Genomic DNA, 19,138 nt, shown 5'->3' with positions numbered 1-19,138 from the left:
ACGAAAAATAGGGCGTTTCGGCTTTTAGAAGTTAGCTTGACCGAACAAGATTCTGTACGGTTTTCCTCCCTTGTCCTCTTGTCCCCCTTGCCCTCCTTGTCTTGTCCCAACCATAAAATAAAAAACCTACACCTGTAAGCCCCTAAACCCCCCCTACATCCGCCCCTACAATTGATTTGCGATCGCGTCCACTAACCGATCCATTTCTTCATAGTCTGTCAAGTAATGAACGCAGGCGCGAATGCAGTCGGGATCACGCAGGGTGCGAAGCAGGAACCCTTTGTCTGCTAATTGTTTTACGAATTGGGAAGAGGGGGTACTATCGGTTAAGACAAAGGACACTAAACCCGCTTGGGGGGGAGAGTTCAACAAGCAACGCACCGAGTTTAACTCAGATAGGCGTTGCCAAAGATATTGACTACGCTGACAAATTTGTTCATAGCGGCTTTGATCCGTTCCCCATTGCTGATGAGTCGCGATCGCCTCTCGCAATCCAACGTAGAGAGGATAGGCGGAAGTCGCAACTTCAAAGCGTTCTCCATCTGGTTTCCAGCCGATGGGTTTACCTCTATTGTCCATCGTAATACCGCGCCAACCAATAAATGTGGGATGCAGGTGTTCTAATACATCAGGGCGCACGTATAAACCGCCAACCCCTGCAGGTCCACACCACCATTTATGACCGGTAAAGGCGTAAAAGTCTACCCCCAGTTCGCTTAAATTTAAGGGTAAGGAACCGACGGATTGGGCTGCATCGACTAAAATTCTAATCGGGGCATTTTCGGTTACTGCATGACGACAGGTTTCTACAATCTCTTTTAACGGCAAAACTTGACCCGTATTCCAGAGGATATGACTCAGAACCACTAAGCGGGTACGCGGGGTCAGGTGGTGTTGGATTACGGCGGTAGGATCACCTTGATTCAGCGTCGCCATAATCGGACAGGTAGCTACCTCTACGCCAAATCGCCGTCCAATCTCTTCTGCTGTAGCCACAATACCCGGATGTTCACAATCCGTCAGCAGGATGCGATCGCCACCTTGCCAGTCTATTCCCCAGAAAGCAATATTACAGCCAACGGTGACATTTTCGGTGAGGGTAATCGTTTCGGGAGGCGTTCTCAATTCCGACGCGATCGCGCTTCGGGTTTGCTGGGTTTGTTCTATCAGCCATTCAAAGATCTTACCCGAAAACGGTCCATGCTCCTGAGTATACTCATAAGCCTGTTGAATTGCGGTTAACGACCTTGAGGGGAGAGTCCCTTGACCGCCAAAGTTGAAATAGGCTTTGTTGGCTAAAGCCGGAAACTGCTGTCGATGGTGTTGCAGATGAGTTGATGCACCCGAGAGGTCTGTCATTGGCAAGTTTTTACTATCCCACAAGAATGTGTCATTATAATCCCCATCATCCCAATTTTTCAACACGATAAGCATATATACTGATGCAGTTTCTGAGAAACTCAGCCATTCTGCGTAGGATTATTCAGCGAATCAACGGATTATTTGTTACAGGAAGTAAAGGTATTCTGATAATAAGCAGAGATATCTAAAACCAATTTCCTATTTTTATTCCTTCCCAGCTCATCTAAACTTGCAGGATAATCGTCCCATGAGTAAGATTTTATTGATTGAGGATAGTATCAGTCAGTTAGCCTTGATGAATCTTTACCTGCGCGATAGCGGTCATACGATTATCAATCTAACTAACCCGAAAGAAGCGCTGAATAAGGCAGTCCTTTATCAACCCCATGTCATTGTTACCGACTTAATGATGCCGGAAATGAACGGGTTTGAGGTGTGTCGTCAGCTTAAAAAACATCCCGATACGCAGAACATTCCCATTGTTATATGTTCGGCGAAAAGTCATAAAATTGACCGAATTTGGGGCATGAAACAGGGCGCTATTGCTCACTTAAGTAAACCGTTTTCTCGCGAGCAACTGGTTCGGACTATTAATAAAGCTCGCCTCAGTTCATCGAAAAATTATCAACAGTATCGACTGCGTGAACTGATTGAGATCTATTCGTTGGAATGGGGAACCTTGGCAAATGTTAGTTAATCGGATGTACTGGACTTTGGACAAACAAAGTGCGATCGCGGTTGGGAATCTGGTATTTTTTGATCGGGTTTCAGGGTAATATTCAACTATGATATCGGGACATAAAACCTAATGTAGGGGCGGGTTTAGGGACAAAATTAATGGAGTCACCAATCACCTTTCTACAAAACCCGCCCTGCCCCAATCTTTCAACTAACCACTTCTCTAAAGTCCCAATTTCGACATTTTTTTGGTGCGATCGCGGTTGAGAATAAGGTGGGTATTGTTGTTCCGTTATTTCTGAAGAGGGCGGGTTTTGTTGTTCCGTTAGTGGTGGATATTGGAATTGAGTCCCTAAACCCGCCCCTACAATTATCCCTAAACCTACCCCGACAATTGTGCCTAAATCCGCCCCGACATCTAATTTTTGTGTCCCAAATGCCTTGGCGAATAAATTACGCAAATTTATTTTTTTTTGTCCAAAGTCCAATACTTAAGCGCGAAGTTTAAATTGGGCGATAATAATACCGATGATGGCTAAAATGGCGGTGGGATAGAAAGCATAAATATAACTGCCAAACAAGTCCCGGAGTTGTCCGATGGCGAGAGTCCCTAATAATGCGCCAGCGCCATAGGCGGTGAAGACAATCCCATAGTTCTTAGCATAGTCATCGGGAGGAAACAAAATCAGCGTCGCTGTTGGTGCGATCGCCAACCATCCTCCTAAGCAAAGCCAGAATAGACAAAAGGCAACCAGATAGGTCAAGACTGCGCCCTCTCCCGCATTGAGCATCAAAATCGAAGCCACCAGAATTAACACATAGGAAATCATTGCGGCTCCCTTGGGCTGTAGGCGATCGGTCAACCAACCAAATAGAGGACGCCCGATGCCATTAAAGACAGCAAAGATAGACACCGTAATCGCAGCAGTCGTCGCATCGAGTTGAATAATTTCCTGTGCCACAGGGCTAGAAATCCCGATCGCCGAGAGTCCGACAAACGTGCCGATGGTATAGCAAAACCAGAGCGCATAAAAAGACGGCGATTGCAAGAGTGGTCTTCGCTGATTTATGGGGATTTCGACCTGTTTTGGCGTCCAGTTTTGGGGTTTCCATCCGACTGGGGGGAATTTGAGCGTGATTGAGATAACGAGAATAATTGCCGTCAAGCAAATCCCCAGAATGGCAAAGCTAGGAAGAACCCCAAACGCGGCAATTAAGCCCTTTGCCAGGGGTGCTGTCACCAAGGGAGACAGTCCAAACCCGATCGCCGTCAATCCCACTGCCAACCCTTTGCGATCGGGAAACCATTTAGCGGAAACGGCTAGGGGAACACCATAGGCAATACCAACGCCCGCCCCAGCGATTACCCCATAGGTAATCGTTAAGAGGATGATATTCGTGGCGAAACTGGAGAGGAGATAACCAATTCCCGTCACCACGCCACCAATCGCGGTAATTTTGCTCACGCCAATCTTATCAATGTAGAATCCCGTAATTGGCATCAACAGGGCATAGAGGACTAATAAAACTGTGAACGGTAATAAACTTTGGGTGGCGCTGATGCCAAATAAGTCCTCTAGCGGTTTACGGAAGATACTCCAAGAATAGACTGTTCCTAGACACAGTAGGACAAGCGAGCCTAACGGGATTAAAAACCATCTGCCTTTCTCTGCTGGCAAGCCAAAAACGCGAACAGATTGCCAGTTATCCATAGAATCTCCCACACATAGCTGATCATCCAAGAGGATACCACCTGAATAGAATCTGATCAGCTAACTGGATTAAGTTAATTCTCGGCTCTATGATCCCCTTTGTCGATTGGGTTGAGGTACTTAGGTAGAGCCTTCTGGAAGAATAAGCCAACTTAGCAGATAGCTGAACAATTGTCTGCTTTCTCTGACATGCTCCCTCAGCTTCCCCTGCTCCCTCTCTTAACCGAATAATATTGTTGTTACTCGCCCCCACTTTTCCTAGCCAGACAGCGCTCAAACCAATCACAGGCAAGTTCTGCCACATTTTCCAAGGCACCAGGTTCCTCAAACAAATGGGTAGCCCCGGGAACAATTTCTAATTTCTTTTCCACCTCTAGCTGTGCCAAAGCCTCCTTGTTCATCTCAATCACGGGAGTATCATTACCACCCACAATCAACAAGGTTGGCGCTTGCACCTGCGGTAAAACCGCTCCCGCCATATCCGGGCGTCCGCCGCGAGAAACGATCGCATCAACAGCTTGAGGGCGTCGGGCGGCGGCGACTAACGCAGCACCCGCACCCGTACTGGCACCAAAGTAACCCACTGGCATCTTGGGAACATCTGAGTTTTGGGCAAGCCATTCTGTCGCCGTCACCAGCCGATCTGCTAAGAATTCGATGTTAAAGCGCAAATGTCCGGTTTGTCTATCTTCTCGTTCTTCATCTAGCGTCAGCAAATCAAACAGTAGCGTCGCTAACCCAGCTTGATTAAGCACTTCAGCAACATAGCGATTGCGGGGACTATGGCGAGAACTACCACTCCCATGAGCAAAAATTACCACGCCCTGAGTTGCTTCAGGGATATGCAAATTGCCTTCCAGGTTAACTCGACCCGATGGGATTTGGACGGGTTTTTGTTCTACATTTAATGCTGATGTTTTAGTCATGGTTTTAGTCTCAGTAGTTTTATTCTCAGTATTGGTTAATTTTTGAGTGTGTAGGGGCGGGTTTAGGGATTCTCTGTTAATTATTGATGGTAACGTCTGTGCGAAACCCATCCTGTGTAGGGGCGGGTTTAGGGACTCTCTGTTAATTATTGATGGTAACGTCTGTGCGAAACCCATCCTGTGTAGGGGCGGGTTTAGGGACTCTCTGTTAATTATTGATGGTAACGTCTGTGCGAAACCCGCCCCAACCGAGTTTTGAATTAACGCCCTCATCTCCCTAATTCCTCATCGGTAACTAGGAATAAACGATATTCAGTTGATCAACGACATCAATCACGCCAGTAGTATAGATAGCCGCATTATAAGCAGACCGCCATGCCGCCCAATTGGGGATATTACCCCCCAAGATGACAGTGCCATTGTCTACAGCCACCGTCACATCCTCAACATTGACATGAGAATTTCTGGCTAGGGCGGCTTCTATATCTCTAGCAATTACCTGATCAAGGGGTTTATCGGTCAGAACCACCCCAAGTTCATTAATTACATCGATGACACCCGCAATCCCATAAGCATCCTGTTCCGCTTGATATTTCTTCCAATAAGCATCCACAGTACCTCGGAGAGTAACAACTCCTGAGGTAACACTGACTTCTATGTTCGCCGAATCAATATCAGGTTCCCAAACTAAGACAGTTTCTACACTCGATGCAATTTCGCTGTCTGGGGGAACCGTTACCGCAGGTGGATATTTTACCTGGAGTTGGTTATCCACTTTCTGAATTCCCGATACCACCCAAGCGTCTTCTGCGGCTGCCATTTTGGCGCGGTAACTGGGTACAGTGCCTCTCAGGATAGCTTTACTATCTTCAATCGTAATCTCAATATCTGCGGCTGGCACACGCCCATCCCAGCGGATTTGATCTTTAACTCTAGTGCCAAGTTCTTGATCGGTCATGAAAACCATAGCTAACCTATCACCTCAAATCACCATTTGGTTTTAACGGAATCTAACTCATATTGAAATAGCCGACACCCCCACTTCATCTTGGTATTTGTTCCCCTTGGCTTTCCTCTTTCTAAAGGGGTAGATATGATTCTCAAACTAGCGGGGAACGTTCCCTCCCCTTGCCAAGGGGAGGGTTAGGGAGGGGTCAGATTAAGGTAAAGGTATTGGAGATGTATTCCGTCTCAAGACTGACGTTATTGCCGGGTTCGATTCTTTAAGATTATCGTAAACTCCCCTAACTCTATTATTTTGTTCAACTTGTAGATATCATAACTATTCGGATTATGTCTTATCTGATTGCCGTATTGCCCAATCGCACCCAAGCAGAAGCAGCGTCCTCTGCCTTAGTCAAAAATGGTTTATCAACGACTCAGATTAGTATCCTGGGTGAAGGCTATCAAAGCGCAGATGAATTTGGCTTGGTTGAACCCAATCAACAGGCGACTCAACAAATCATCCGCTTAGCTTATTGGCTGATTCCCTTTGGATTTGTGGCTGGCTATGTCTTCAATGTCCTCACGGGTATCGCCATTTTTCCCGGTGCGAGTCGCCTACTCAATCACATTATCGCCGGAATTCTCGGCGCTATTTCTGGAGCCCTGGGCGCTCTTTTAGTTGGTGGTGGTGTAGGTATCGCCATTGGTGGGGGTGATGCTCTGACGTATCGTAATCGCCTGAATGCGGGTAAATATTTGATTGCGGTAAAAGCCTCGGAGGATTTAATCCGCCAAGCTACGTCTGTGCTGCGCCAATTTGAACCCGAAGCAATTCAGGGATATCAAGAGCCGACTTCCGCCTAAGTCGAACTAGTTCGGAAGTTAGAAATCAGAGTTCTCTCCTGCGACAGAAGCACCTTTTCGGCTCTTTGTTTACAGTTAAGTTCAGGAATAAAGATTTGGGTTACTCAATGAACGCCGAGAACCAACCACTTATCGTTGGTAAATCGGTGAGTATCCCTGAATTGATAATGAGAAGGATGAACACCTATGACAGCCACACAAACAAAAAATCAACTTTATGATATTGATAAGATCCGTCAGCAGGCGCGTCAATCTATTGAAGAGGGAGCCGTTACTGAAGATTATCCCCTAGACCGCGAACAAGCTTGTCAGTACCTCAACGAAGCGCTAGCCACGGAAATTCTCTGTGTAATGCGCTACCGTCACCATCAGGTTATTGCTAAAGGAATTAATTATCCTCAAGTTGCGGCGGAGTTTGCCGAACACGCCGAGCAAGAACAAGAACATATGATGATGCTCGCCGAGCGGATTGACCAGCTTGGGGGTGATCCTGATTTTAATCCGGCGACAATCATGAATCGCTCATCTACGGAGTATGGTAGCACGGGTGCGAATATTGAGTTGACTCAATTGATCAAAGAAGATTTAGTCGCCGAGCGGATTGCGATTGAAGTTTACCGCAAGTTAGTTGGCTTTTTTGGTCATGCTGATCCCACAACTCGTCATATCGTGGAAAGCATTCTGGAAGACGAAGAAGATCACGCCAGTGAACTTGCTGATCTGTTAGCGGCTATCGATCCCAGAAATAAACCGAGCTAATTGATTGGTTCTATTGGGCGGGCGATCGCGCCACTTCAGGTAAAAGGTATCCCGTGCTACCAGAACCCAAACTGGGGGCGGGATTCTTACTTGATAAATAGTAGTTGTATTCAGTGTTACAGGCTAACTTCACTCAATATTCATTCTTTAGATAGACGAAATTACGTTATAGATATTGATAATCTGAAGTCTTGGAAGCCCAAACTCTCTAGCGTAGAGATGGCAAGATTGAGGAATGCCATCCCGGATGAACAGGGTGTCAACAGCTCCAGTAACGGACTTACCAAAAAAGATGACTGGTTTTTGGAAAAAATATCAAAATACATTTCTTGCTTCCTTAGAACGCTTAGGTTTAGCGTGGTGGCTGAAAATCGTCACAGATAATCCCCACTGTACTTACTACTTTGGACCTTTCGCCAGTGGTCAGCAAGCCAAACTTTACCAAGCCGGATATATCGAGGATTTACAGGAAGAAGGCTGTAAAATCAGCATGATTGAACTGAAGCAAGGTCAACCCAAATTACTTACTATTTGTGACAATGAACCCGCCGATAATTTTAAGGGCGGTATTTTTGATTTTGTGTATAATTCAAACCTATTTTATTAGTGCGCTCACTGAAAATAAATAATTGATCTGCCAAGGCTTTTGGTCAATTGTGTACTTGACCTAATCCATTGAAACTTTTATAAAGAGGAGACTTGCCGATGGAAAACTTTGATTATGTGGTTCTGGGAGCCGGACTTGGTGGACTTTCAGTCGCCGCCTGTTTGACACGGCAAGGCTACCGAGTTGCTGTCTTGGAAAAGCATTATTTACCTGGTGGCTGTTGTCACAATTTTGATTACGGTGACTACAATTTTTGTGCGGATGTCCATTATATTGCCCAATGCGAACCCGATCGCACAATTAGCCGATTTTTGAAGTTTATCGACCGGGATATTCCCTTTAATTTACTCAATCCCGACTGTATTGACCGGGTAATTACCCCAGAGGTTGATTTTAGCATCCCTTTAGGTTGGGAAACATTCCGCGATCGCCTGATCTCCAACTTCCCAAAGGAAACAGAGGCGATTAACCGTTATTGCGACGAAATCAAGACAGTGCATGAACAGCTACGTCGCTTAGTCGTAGACTTTCCCTGGTATGATCGCAAGTGGTCAGATTGGTTAAAGTTACCCAAATATTGGAATCTGTTCTTAAAACGAAATTGGACACTACAAGACCTCTATAATTATATCGGTTTATCTCCGAAATTACAAGATCTATTGGCGGGTCAAAGTGGGGATTATGGTTTACCCCCAAATCAAATTGCCCTGTTCCCCCATACCTCTTTAGTTCGGGATTATGCCGCAGGTGCTTACTATCCCAAATATCACTTTAAGCATTTTGTAGACACGATTGTTGAGGCAATTGAATCCAGTGGGGGTGTGGTTAAATGTTCTACCCCCGTCGAACAGATTCAGGTGGAAAAGGGTCAAGTTCAAGCCGTCGTTGCTGGCGGAGAAACCTATCAAGCCAAAACCTATATCAGTGATTTAGATCCCAAGTTAACGGTGCAACTGATGCAGGATGATCAGGCATTAAGTCAGCGAGAACGCCAGCGCCTCACCGATTATGAGTATTCCTGTAGTGCCTTCAATATTTACCTGGGTTTAGATGAACGATTTGACCCGGAACGCTATGGAATTGGCAACTGGAATGTTTGGTATTATCCTAAAGGTAACTTAAATCAAGCCTACCAGGAACAACTCGAAGATAACTTCGAGAAGCCCTGGATTTTTCTCTCCTGTCCCACGATGAAATCCAGGGAACCCGGAATGGCACCGGAGGGTCATCATGTGTTGGAGATTAGCACGATTTGTCCGTATCAGCCGTTTAAATATCTTCACGAAACCGACTCCAAAGCCTACAAACAGAAAAAGCGGCACGTCTATGAGAAACTCATGGAGAGTGTGCAAGATTTAGTCCCCGATATCGATAACTATATCCGGATGAAAGTCTTTGGTACGCCGACGACGACGGAGTATTATTTAGGTCAACCGCAAGGAAATATTTACGGCGCAAAGCTGATTCCTAAACAGGTGGGTTTAAATCGATTGGGATATCAAACCGAGTTACCGAACCTATTTTTAGTTGGCGCTAGTGCAGGTTATCCTAGTGTACCTGGCGTGATTGGCAATGGCATGAATGTGGCTGAATTGCTGACTGGAAAACTGGTGTGGGATCGAACTCGTGTTCCTGAATTGCCTGAGGTGCATCCAGCTTTTGCTAACGCTTAGTTTAGATGAGGGAACAGGGAACAGGGAACGGGGAACAGGTTAGCTCTACCCAACCTACAATTGTGTAGAGACGTTGCATGCAACGTCTCTACAATGCTAGGAATCTGCCTTAACCATATCCTGTAACCTTAAGGCATCTTGGGCAGCATAGCCATGTTCATCGTTGATTTTATCGTAACTATTTATCCGGACATGATATGACACAGATAAAATGGTGCATTAGATTTGGTTCGTAGTGAGGGATGCGAGTCCTCTCCAGCTAGGCGGAGAGAGAACTAAAGTTCTCACTACAAACAAAGTCTTATTTTAGTTGGGTCACGGCAGTAGTGGCGTGGCACACCTTAATTGGTGGATTAGAATTGTAGGGGCGCATGGCGTGCGCCCATTTTAACGGTAAAATCTATCCCACAATTTTAGCTGTGTCAGTCCAGTAGGTTGAGCTCTTGGAACGTAGGCTCTCGACTTCTTTTCGAGTAACCCACCCAACGAGAGCGGTTGAGCTTCAAGGTTCTGTGCTTTCCCTGACAGGCTCCTATGGGGATTCGCGATCGCCTAACTATTTCTTGAGACGGCTCTAGCTAAAATTTCCTCAATCCTCTCCACCTGAACATTACCCAATTCTCTCGGTTCCAGCTTATGCAACCCACCCCCATACACCTGTAAGCCCCCATACACTCGCCCCTCACCCATCAGCGCCTGATCCGAAATCTGATTAAGAGCTTGCCACATCTGTTGGTGTAATTCTGGCTGATCCAAAAGTGCTTGAGCCAAAGTCGGTAAGGGATACAACATCAAATAGACATTCGTAGCCGTTGCCTTTGAATGATTGAGGATAAATCGAAACGGTTGACCTTTACCGCTATCCCGACGCCCCATATAGGTACACAGGAATGGAGAAGACGGACGCTTTTCCATTGAATACCAGGGAGAACGATGCTTGCACAAATAGCGATCGCGAATTCCCTGCTTGACTCCCCTGTGCAAATAGTCCCACAGCATCGGATACGTCGCCTCTATATAAGTAAAACTTTTGGTTTTGACGTTTAAGTTTTAATAGTTTAAAGATAAGCGGAGTTCGGGCGGGCAGAAAATGCCCTGGGCAAATCCTGATTTGACCTGGGTTTGAGGGTGTAGTATAACGTTATTGTTATGCTGTATTGGGTTATTTTTGTAACCATTTTTAACCAACTATTCCTAAAATGCCTTGATACTGCGTTATTTGGTTCTCCCTAGCATCGGAAAAATTGAAATACTACAATCATGTTCCATTACCCAATTTGATCGACTCATGCAGAGGTAGATTTGACAAAAAAGCCGTTTTATGCATATCCTGTCGGTTCAACAGGGAATGGGGATGCAATTATCCACCCGTAATATCAAATTTGTTCCCATCAGACAGACAGGATGTCATCTGGTTTTGCGCCAGAGAATTGAGGCAAGAGCCACCCGATTTGAGCAAGTGAATTGGGCGCGATCGCACTGTGATGTAGTCGTCTAGTGAGTTGTGCGATCGCACTGTGATGCTTCAACCTTTGATCAGGATGGTAGGGTTGGTTCACGCCCTGGTTGTGCGATCGTGATCCTCATCCGGTGGTTCCCATCAAGCTTTTACAGTTCCCTGTTCAGAGTTAAGAGTTTTCCCTTGCAAAGGATGAAAAGATGTAATAATTGTTGGGGAAATTATTTCGTTGTCTGTGTCAATCTGTGTCCCTGATATTCACTGTGCTGGAAGCTACCATCCCTTCTGTGTAATCTGTGTTTTGAACACGGATTTGGAGGATTTAGAGGAACGTTAGGGGTGGGCGTGGGAAGTTAATAGCACTGATTACACAGAGACGTTAGTTCTCGCTGGCAAAAGATAAAAATAAGATTCGATTGTGGAGGGATTATTTCGTTGTCTGTGTCAATCTGTGTCCCTGATATTCACTGTGCTGGAAGCTACCATCCCTTCTGTGTAATCTGTGTTTTGAACACGGATTTGGAGGATTTAGAGGAACGTTAGGGGTGGGGAGTTGGCAGGTTAGTAGCATTGATTACATAGAGAGGTTAGTTCTCAATGGGGAGAAGATGATTCTACCGCCTGATTTGGGTATTGCCCAGCAACTGACAGATTGTAGTGCTACACTTCAGTGAAGACAATTACTCAGGGCTAGAACAAACAGAGTCAACACTAGGAATAGGCTGGAGAGTCAGGCAAACCATGACACTGAATTTAGCCAACTTTTACCGCGCATCCAACCCTAGCAAAACCCTCGATCTGAGTCAGTCTGAGGATCGACCGTATTATATTGATTTTTCTTCCGTGCGAGGAAATAATATCATCAAGGAACTAGGGCGCACGATTAGTCGATTATCTCCCGATGAACCAACCTGTCAACTGTTTACCGGACATATTGGCTGTGGCAAATCCACGGAATTACTGCGCCTGAAAACTGAACTCGAACAGCAAGGCTTTCATGTCGTCTACTTTGAGTCCTCCCAGGACTTGGATATGGCAGATGTGGATATTAGCGATATTCTACTCGCGATCGCCCGTCAGGTGAGTACCTCTCTAGAAGCCAGTCACATCAACGTCCAGCCTAGCCGTTTTCAACAGTTACTCCAGGGTGCGACTCAGATTTTACAGGCGGAAGTTAAGGGGGTAAACGTTAAAGTCCCTCAGGTTGGGGATTTAGGGATGACCACTAAAAAAGAGGGCGAGTTTTCCTTGGCGCTGGGTATTGGTGAAATTACCGCTCAAGCGAAGAATAGCCCAGAAGTGCGTTCTCTATTGCGCCAACATTTAGAACCCCGAGTCAATGGCATTTTAGAGGCGATTAACCACGAGTTAATTGAACCCGCCATCCAGCAGTTAAAGCAGCAGGGGAAACAAGGATTAGTCGTCATTGTCGATAATCTTGACCGCATTGATAATAAACAAAAGCCGGGAGGACAACTGCAACCGGAATATTTGTTTGTAGACCGAGGCGAACAGTTAAATCAGTTAAACTGTCATGTTGTCTATACCATTCCCCTGGTTTTAGCCTTTTCCAATGCCTTGGGACGATTAACGAATCGTTTTGGCGTTGAGCCGAAAATATTGCCGATGGTGCGGGTGAAGCAGCGGGATGGTACAATTTGCCAGGAGGGAATGGCATTGCTGCGACAGATGGTATTAGCGAGGGCATTTCCAGGGGTTGAACCTCAACAGCGATTGCGTTTGATTACAGAGGTATTTGATTGTCCGGAAACCTTAGACCGTCTCTGTTTAGTCAGTGGTGGTCATGTGCGAAACTTGCTGGTTTTATTGTTTGGCTGTATCCAAAAAGATGACCCGCCTATCAGTGGGGATTGTTTAGACAGTGTAATTTGTCAGCGACGTAATGATTTGTGTTTGGCAATTACACCCGATGAGTGGGAATTACTGCAACAAGTCGAACAAGACAAAACCGTTAGAGGTGAGGATGGATATCAAGTCCTCCTGCGGAGTTTGTTTGTATTTGAATATCGCGATCAGCAAGGGTGTTGGTTTGACATTAACCCCATCTTAGCTGATCACTTCCCTCCAGGACATGGTTTTGAATGGTAGGGGCGGGTTTGACTACTATATAGCAATCCTATTTGAGTCGTGTCCAAAAATTTGATGATTTTTGGGAATGGGCAATGGGCAATGGGCAATGGGCAATGGGAAAGAGTTTCAAAGCTTTTTTCTCTTTTTTGATTTTTCACAACCTATTTAGGATTGCTATAGCAGTACTAAGGCAAGTTGAGATATTCTCTGCTGTTCCCTGTTCCCTGTTCCCTGTTCCCTGTTCCTTGTTCCCTGTTCCCTGAAAAATGACCAACCCTGACAACGAACAATCCTTAAAAACGCTGATCCGTGCCATCCAATTGTCTCAAGGTGAATTCTCACTCATTCTGGCACGTTGTAATTATTTCACCGGGCAAAAGCAGATCACACAGCAGTTGCAAGAACAATGTTCTCTTGAGATTCAAACACTAAGTCTCCAGCCATCCGTCACCCGACTTTACTCAACCATTATTGAACATCTTTCCTCTTCAAAATCAGCGGTTCAGAATCCCGACTTCTTCAAAAAATCGGGGATCTCGCCGGCAACGGATAAGCAATCCGATGGTGCTGTTGTTGTACTCGGATTAGACTCTATCACCCATCTGGATCAACTGCTAACCACCACCAACCAAATCCGGGAAGAATTTCGCAAATTGCCCTTTCCCTTAATCCTGTGGGTAACCGATAACCTACGGCGAAAACTGATTCGGTTAGTCCCCGATTTTGAAAGTTGGGCAACCCAAGTCGAGTTTGCGATCGCGACGCCCGATTTAATTGATAGAATTGAGCAAACGGCTGATACAATCTTTACTGAGGTCTTAAATACAGGGGTGGGTCGGTTTCTGGATAACGCGGTGTTTACGATCGCTGTGGGTTCCCGTTGGGGTTCTGAATTAGAATCGGCGCTGAAGGATTTGCACCGTCGGGGCGAACCCTTGACACCCGACGTTGAGGCAAAACTGCACTTTCTTCTGGGTAGAGATGCTCAGGCTAATCAGCAGATGGAAAAAGCCCGCCAGTATTATCAGCAAAGTCTGGCATTTTGGCAACAGGGGGATTACCTGGAACAACAAGGCTGTTTGTTATTTTATCTGGGCTTATGGTGGCGGTGTTATGCGGTTTTGCATCGGGCTGACTATTGGCAGTCGTGTTATCGGGCAAAGGATTATTTTCAGCGTTGTGTGCGTGGGTTTCAACAGGGGAATCGTCCGGATTTAGCCGCCCGGTTTATTAATCCCTGGGGAGAAGTGTTAGTTCGGTTGCGGGAGTGGCAGGAATTAGCAGAGGTGGCTGAAACGGCTGTTCATCTCCATCAAACTTATTTAGACAGCACTCATCTGTATACCGGGTATGCTGATGCCCTTTTAGCGGAAGTCGCCCTCGCCAGAGGGGCTTGGAGTGATGCCAAAGAGTATGCTGAATCAGCCCGACAAACGAATAATCAGCAATCCGTTATTGACTTAGCTTCCCAGCAGGATCACACCCATTGGGCTTGGGCATGGCAACACTATCAGAGTTTATATTTATTACTACTGGCAAAAGCCCAACGTCATCTTGACGAGACGGCGGCGGCGATTCAAAACCTGGAAACGGCTAAAACTCAGAGTCTACCCGACTATGACCCCCAACTTTATATTGATATCTTAAAAGAATTACGCGGACTCTACTTTGAACGGGATGAGTATCTGAAATCCTTTGCCCTAAAATTAGAGCAACGTTCGATTGAAGCGCAATATGGGTTCCGCCCCTTTGTCGGCGCTGGACGTTTAAAGCCGATCAAACGAGTGATTAATTCCTCTATTGATTCCATTTACCCCCAAGTCCGAACCCAAGACCGAATTACAGCATCGGGGCGGGGTCAAGACCTGCAAGCATTAAGGACAAGGCTGAGTGAACCCTGCCATAAATTGACGGTCATGCACGGTCAATCCGGGGTAGGTAAAAGTTCCCTGTTATCGGCAGGATTAGTCCCCGATTTGAAACAGCATCCTGTTGGCGATCGCTATGCCTTACCGGTGACGCTGCGAGTTTATACCAATTGGGTCAACGAATTGGGGATAAAGTTGGCGGAGGCGTTAACCGAACGGGGAATTGAAGCCGTTGATTTATCGGATGAAAGCCGTTCGTTTTCCCGGAAACCCGGAGAATCGGTTAAGAGACTTGATGGGATTCTGGAAACCTTATCCCAAAATAGCGAACACCATCTGCTGACGGTGTTAATTTTTGACCAATTTGAAGAGTTTTTCTTTCATTGTAATCATATCGGGACTCGGCGGGAGTTTTATCAGTTCCTGGAAGTGTGTCTGAGGATTCCCTATCTGAAGATTATCATAGCGTTACGGGAAGATTATTTACACTATCTCTTAGAATTTGAACGATTAGCCAATTTAGAGGAGTTTCATCAGAACATTCTGGATAAAACGATTCGCTATTACCTCGGCGACTTTTCACCGGAACGGGCAAAATCAGTAATTCGGGAATTAACCGAGCGATCGCAGTTTTATTTAGAACCCGCCCTCATTAATCAAGTTGTCCAGGATTTAGCTGGTGATGGGGGGAACGTTCGTCCAATTGAGTTGCAGGTAGTGGGGGCGCAACTGCAAACCTACAATATCACCAAGTTACACCAATATCGCCTACTTGATCATCCCAAAGAAACCCTAGCCCAGCGTTTTCTGGAGGAAGTGGTTGTCGATTGTGGGGCGAAGAATAAACAACTTGCCCGACTCGTTTTATATTTACTCACCTATGAGAATGGCACACGTCCCTTGAAAACCCGGGCTGAGTTGGCAGCCGATTTAGACGCCTGGGGATTTCCAGCCGGAATCCAGCAACTGAATTTGGTCCTGCATATTTTAGTCGGTTCAGGGATAGTCTTTTTAGTCCCCGATTACCCCGTCAATCGTTATCAGTTATTTCACGATTATTTAGTCGATTTCATCCGCCAGAAGCAAGCCCCCGGCTTATTAGCCGAATTAGCCGAGGCAAAAGAGAAGCAGAAGTTAACCGAAGCCCAACTCAGACAGGCACTCAAAGAGAAACAAGAGGCATTAACTCATGAACAACAGGCACGTCGGCGGACAGAGATTGCTGAAATTGAAACCCTGAGTTCGTTGGCTCAAGCCATGTTTCTATGCCATGACCAACTGGGGGCATTAGTCACCAGCATTAAGGCAGGTCAAAAGTTAAAGTATATCAATGCGCCAAGGACGATCAAGACGCGAACCTTGTCTACCCTGTGGCACGTCATCTACTCCATGAACGAATGTAATCGCTTCCAGGGACATAGCGGTGGGGTTTGGAGTGTCAGTTTTAGTCCCGATGGTCAAACCCTTGCCTCAGCCAGTACGGATGGAACCGTCAAACTTTGGCGTCTTGATGGTGCAATTCTGCATACGTTTAAGGGGCATAGTGATTGGGTGAGGAGTGTCACCTTTAGTCCCGATGGTCAGATTATTGCCTCAGCCAGTGGTGACGGGACAGTAAAATTATGGGGTATTGATGGCAAACTTATCCGCACCTTGAACGGACATCGGGATTGGGTCAATAGCGTCACGTTCAGTCCCGATGGTCAACTAATTGCCTCAACCAGTCATGACCGTACCGTTAAACTTTGGCGTTTAGATGGCACATTGATTCAAACCGTTAAAAAACACAACGGTGGGATTAATAGTATTAGTTTCAGTCCCGATGGTCAACTGATTGCCTCGGCTAGTCATGACCGCACTGTTAACGTGTGGCGTTTAGATGGCACAACGGTGCAAACGTTCCAGGAACATAGTGATGGGGTTTATAGTGTCAATTTTAGTCCCGATGGTCAAATCCTCACCTCAGCCAGCAGTGATGGCACTGTGAAACTCTGGCGTCTTGATGGTACGATTGTGCAAACCTTTCAAGGGTATAGTAGTTGGCTGTGGAGTATTAGTTTTAGTCCCGATAATCGCACCCTTGCTTCAGCCAGTACTGATGGTACAGTGAAACTGTGGCGGACCAATAGCGCTGTTGTCCAAACGTTTCACGACCATAGTGATGGCGTCAATAGTGTGAGTTTCAGTCCCGATGGTCAACGGATTGCCTCAGCTAGCGGTGATGGCACGGTAAAACTCCGGCATTTACAGGACACAGACGTACAAACTTTTGCGGGACACAGGGATTGGGTGAGTAGCGTCAGTTTCAGTCCCGATGGTCAGATGCTGGCGTCGGCGAGTCATGATGGTACGGTAAAACTCTGGGGTTTAGATGGCAGAGTGGTTCACACGTTTAAGGGACATCGGGGTTTGGTTAAGAGTGTTAGTTTTAGCCCCGATGGTCAAACCCTTGCCTCAGCTAGCACCGACTGTACCGTCCAAGTTTGGTGTCTAGATGGTACAGTGATGCAAATCTTTGCAGGGCATAGCGGTGGAGTCAATAGCGTCAGCTTTAGTCCGGATGGTCAAACCCTTGTCTCTGCCAGTCGTGACGGTACGATGAAACGGTGGCGTACTGACGGCACAATTGTACAAGAGTTTGAACGCCAGGGCAATTGGGTAAATAGCGCTAGTTTCAGTCCCAATGGTCAAATCATTGCATCGGCAAACGGGGATGGCACTGTGAAACTCTGGCGTTTAGATGGCACACTGATGCAAACGTTTCAGGGACATGGCAATTGGGTCAATAGTGTCAGCTTTAGCCCCGATGGTCAAACTATTGCTTCAGCCAGTGGTGATGGTACGGTAAAATTCTGGCGGATAGATGGTATCGAACTACAAACGTTTCAAGGACATGGCAATTGGGTGTACAGTGTTAGTTTTAGTCCCGATGGTCAAACCATTGCCTCGGCTAGCCGTGATGGAACAGTAAAGGTGATGACCTGGCATTTAGCGCTAGATGATTTACTAAGACAGGGTTGTAATTGGTTGCGGGATTATCTCAAGACTAATCCCAATGTCAGTGAGAGCGATAGAAATCTGTGTGATGATATTTATTGTCAACAAGCAAGAGGAGGCGATTGAAATCGCTGCTACACAAATGTATGCGAAGCCTTCCCGAAGGGTAGTCCGCAAGGTAAGGACTGGGTTATAACCGGGGTAGCTCACCCGGATTTGGTACAATCAGTCAGGTGCGATCGCACGAACCTGAAACCTTCTTTTGCCATTTCACAGCTTAGTACTGTTCACAACTTCCCCCAATCGCTTCAAGACACCTAACACCGCATATAAATCATTTCCGGGATTAATCAGCGAGAAAAGCCGGGACAGACCATATCGCGGCGAGTCTTGCTGCATGAGTTTGAGATACACAAATTCACTGCCATTGGTGATAAATCCAAATAGAGGTTCCCTGATAGTCGGACTATTCATCATATAAAATAAGGCTTGGGGAATTCCCTCTAAAACATTAAGCTGCTTGCGCTTCGCCTCAATAACTGTAACCCACAACGTTTGATGTAAAACCAGCACATCAATCCTTCCTCTGAGGGTTTCTGCCTCATCTTCAAACACAATTTCCACTGGCTTTTCTGCCACAGGACGAAACGGATAGCTATAAAAGTTAGCGAGGGATAGCAATGGAGACAGTACCACCATTTTCACAATCTCTTCATGCATGGGATACTCTGCCAAATAGAGAAAATTCGCCTTAACCCGATCAAGCCATTGCTTTTCAGCATCAGTGGCTTGGGGTAAATCATCCTGCCATTCTGGAAAGAACTGTTCATCCTCCACTTGCTGAAGGTTAAACTTTTCTTTGACATCGTGTAAGGTTAGTTCGCTAGCTTGGATGACTTGTGCCATAACTATCCCAATTCATGGTTAGGGTTAATGTCAAATTATATAGCAATTCCCCATTCCTGAAACACTGATTGCACGGATTTAGAGGAACGTTAGGGGTGGGGAGTTGGCAGGTTAGTAACACTGATTGCACGGATTTAGAGGAACGTTAGGGGTGGGGAGTTGAGAGGTTAGTCACACTGATTTCACAGACCGGTTAGTTCTGGCTGGCAAAGGATGATAAAGATGATTCGATGGTTGGGGAGATTATTTAGTTTTCTGTGTCAATCTGTGTCCCTCACTATTCTGTGTTTG

General features: G+C 46.1%; 15 protein-coding genes. 8 read left to right on the top strand and 7 right to left on the bottom strand.

The window, feature by feature from the left end:
• Positions 1–165: 165 nt before the first annotated feature.
• Positions 166–1,359 (bottom strand): aminotransferase class V-fold PLP-dependent enzyme, encoded by a 1,194-nt coding sequence (locus RIE73_RS18580; protein ID WP_446402588.1) that lies wholly within the window; start codon positions 1,357–1,359, stop codon positions 166–168.
• 250 nt (positions 1,360–1,609) lie between these two features.
• On the opposite strand from RIE73_RS18580, the gene RIE73_RS18575 reads away from it, so the two are divergent.
• Complete coding sequence (locus tag RIE73_RS18575; protein ID WP_446402587.1) at positions 1,610–2,059, top strand: response regulator; 450 nt, start codon at positions 1,610–1,612, stop codon at positions 2,057–2,059.
• Between the two features lie 82 nt (positions 2,060–2,141).
• Here the strand turns inward: RIE73_RS18575 and RIE73_RS18570 are convergent, their stop codons facing one another.
• From RIE73_RS18570 to RIE73_RS18555, 4 genes are all read right to left on the bottom strand, one after another.
• Positions 2,142–2,501 (bottom strand): hypothetical protein, encoded by a 360-nt coding sequence (locus RIE73_RS18570; RefSeq protein ID WP_446402586.1) that lies wholly within the window; start codon positions 2,499–2,501, stop codon positions 2,142–2,144.
• A gap of 30 nt (positions 2,502–2,531) precedes the next feature.
• Entirely contained in the window at positions 2,532–3,752 is a 1,221-nt protein-coding gene (locus RIE73_RS18565; RefSeq protein ID WP_446402585.1) for an L-lactate MFS transporter, read from the bottom strand.
• Positions 3,753–3,991: 239 nt separating this feature from the next.
• Complete coding sequence (locus tag RIE73_RS18560; protein WP_446402584.1) at positions 3,992–4,678, bottom strand: dienelactone hydrolase family protein; 687 nt, start codon at positions 4,676–4,678, stop codon at positions 3,992–3,994.
• Positions 4,679–4,973: 295 nt separating this feature from the next.
• The gene (locus RIE73_RS18555; protein ID WP_446402583.1) at positions 4,974–5,636 is read right to left on the bottom strand and encodes a BON domain-containing protein; all 663 of its coding nucleotides are present in this window, start codon (positions 5,634–5,636) and stop codon (positions 4,974–4,976) included.
• A gap of 335 nt (positions 5,637–5,971) precedes the next feature.
• Here RIE73_RS18555 and RIE73_RS18550 point away from each other — a divergent pair, with 335 nt between their 5' ends.
• The 4 genes from RIE73_RS18550 (at position 5,972) to RIE73_RS18535 (ending at position 9,526) form a co-directional block, all read left to right on the top strand.
• Complete coding sequence (locus RIE73_RS18550; protein ID WP_446402582.1) at positions 5,972–6,487, top strand: hypothetical protein; 516 nt, start codon at positions 5,972–5,974, stop codon at positions 6,485–6,487.
• Positions 6,488–6,673: 186 nt separating this feature from the next.
• Positions 6,674–7,246, top strand: a complete 573-nt coding sequence (locus RIE73_RS18545; RefSeq protein ID WP_446402581.1) for a ferritin-like domain-containing protein — start codon at positions 6,674–6,676, stop codon at positions 7,244–7,246.
• Positions 7,247–7,502: 256 nt separating this feature from the next.
• On the top strand, positions 7,503–7,853 hold the full coding sequence (locus tag RIE73_RS18540) for a DUF1816 domain-containing protein (RefSeq protein WP_446402580.1): 351 nt from the start codon (positions 7,503–7,505) through the stop codon (positions 7,851–7,853).
• A gap of 98 nt (positions 7,854–7,951) precedes the next feature.
• Entirely contained in the window at positions 7,952–9,526 is a 1,575-nt protein-coding gene (locus RIE73_RS18535) for a phytoene desaturase family protein (RefSeq protein WP_446402579.1), read from the top strand.
• 552 nt (positions 9,527–10,078) lie between these two features.
• On the opposite strand, the gene RIE73_RS18530 is transcribed toward RIE73_RS18535, so the two are convergent.
• The gene (locus RIE73_RS18530; RefSeq protein ID WP_446402578.1) at positions 10,079–10,525 is read right to left on the bottom strand and encodes a hypothetical protein; all 447 of its coding nucleotides are present in this window, start codon (positions 10,523–10,525) and stop codon (positions 10,079–10,081) included.
• Positions 10,526–10,847: 322 nt separating this feature from the next.
• Between RIE73_RS18530 and RIE73_RS18525 the strand changes: the two genes are divergently transcribed.
• From RIE73_RS18525 to RIE73_RS18515, 3 genes are all read left to right on the top strand, one after another.
• Positions 10,848–11,024 carry a hypothetical protein gene (locus RIE73_RS18525; protein WP_446402577.1) on the top strand — a complete coding sequence of 59 codons (177 nt, stop codon included), beginning with the start codon at positions 10,848–10,850 and terminating at the stop codon, positions 11,022–11,024.
• Between the two features lie 702 nt (positions 11,025–11,726).
• Positions 11,727–13,094: an ATP-binding protein gene (locus tag RIE73_RS18520; RefSeq protein WP_446402576.1), complete on the top strand. Its 1,368-nt coding sequence runs from the start codon at positions 11,727–11,729 to the stop codon at positions 13,092–13,094.
• Positions 13,095–13,342: 248 nt separating this feature from the next.
• Positions 13,343–18,067, top strand: a complete 4,725-nt coding sequence (locus RIE73_RS18515; protein ID WP_446402575.1) for a WD40 domain-containing protein — start codon at positions 13,343–13,345, stop codon at positions 18,065–18,067.
• A 144-nt stretch (positions 18,068–18,211) separates the two neighbouring features.
• Here the strand turns inward: RIE73_RS18515 and RIE73_RS18510 are convergent, their stop codons facing one another.
• On the bottom strand, positions 18,212–18,847 hold the full coding sequence (locus tag RIE73_RS18510) for a type I restriction endonuclease (RefSeq protein ID WP_446402574.1): 636 nt from the start codon (positions 18,845–18,847) through the stop codon (positions 18,212–18,214).
• Positions 18,848–19,138: the final 291 nt, after the last annotated feature.

The organism is Coleofasciculus sp. C1-SOL-03, assembly GCF_040220555.1.
Taxonomy (GTDB): Bacteria; Cyanobacteriota; Cyanobacteriia; order Cyanobacteriales; family Coleofasciculaceae; genus Coleofasciculus.
The sequence above is the reverse complement of the archived record's forward strand: the minus strand, read 5'-3'. Positions and strand labels throughout refer to the sequence as shown.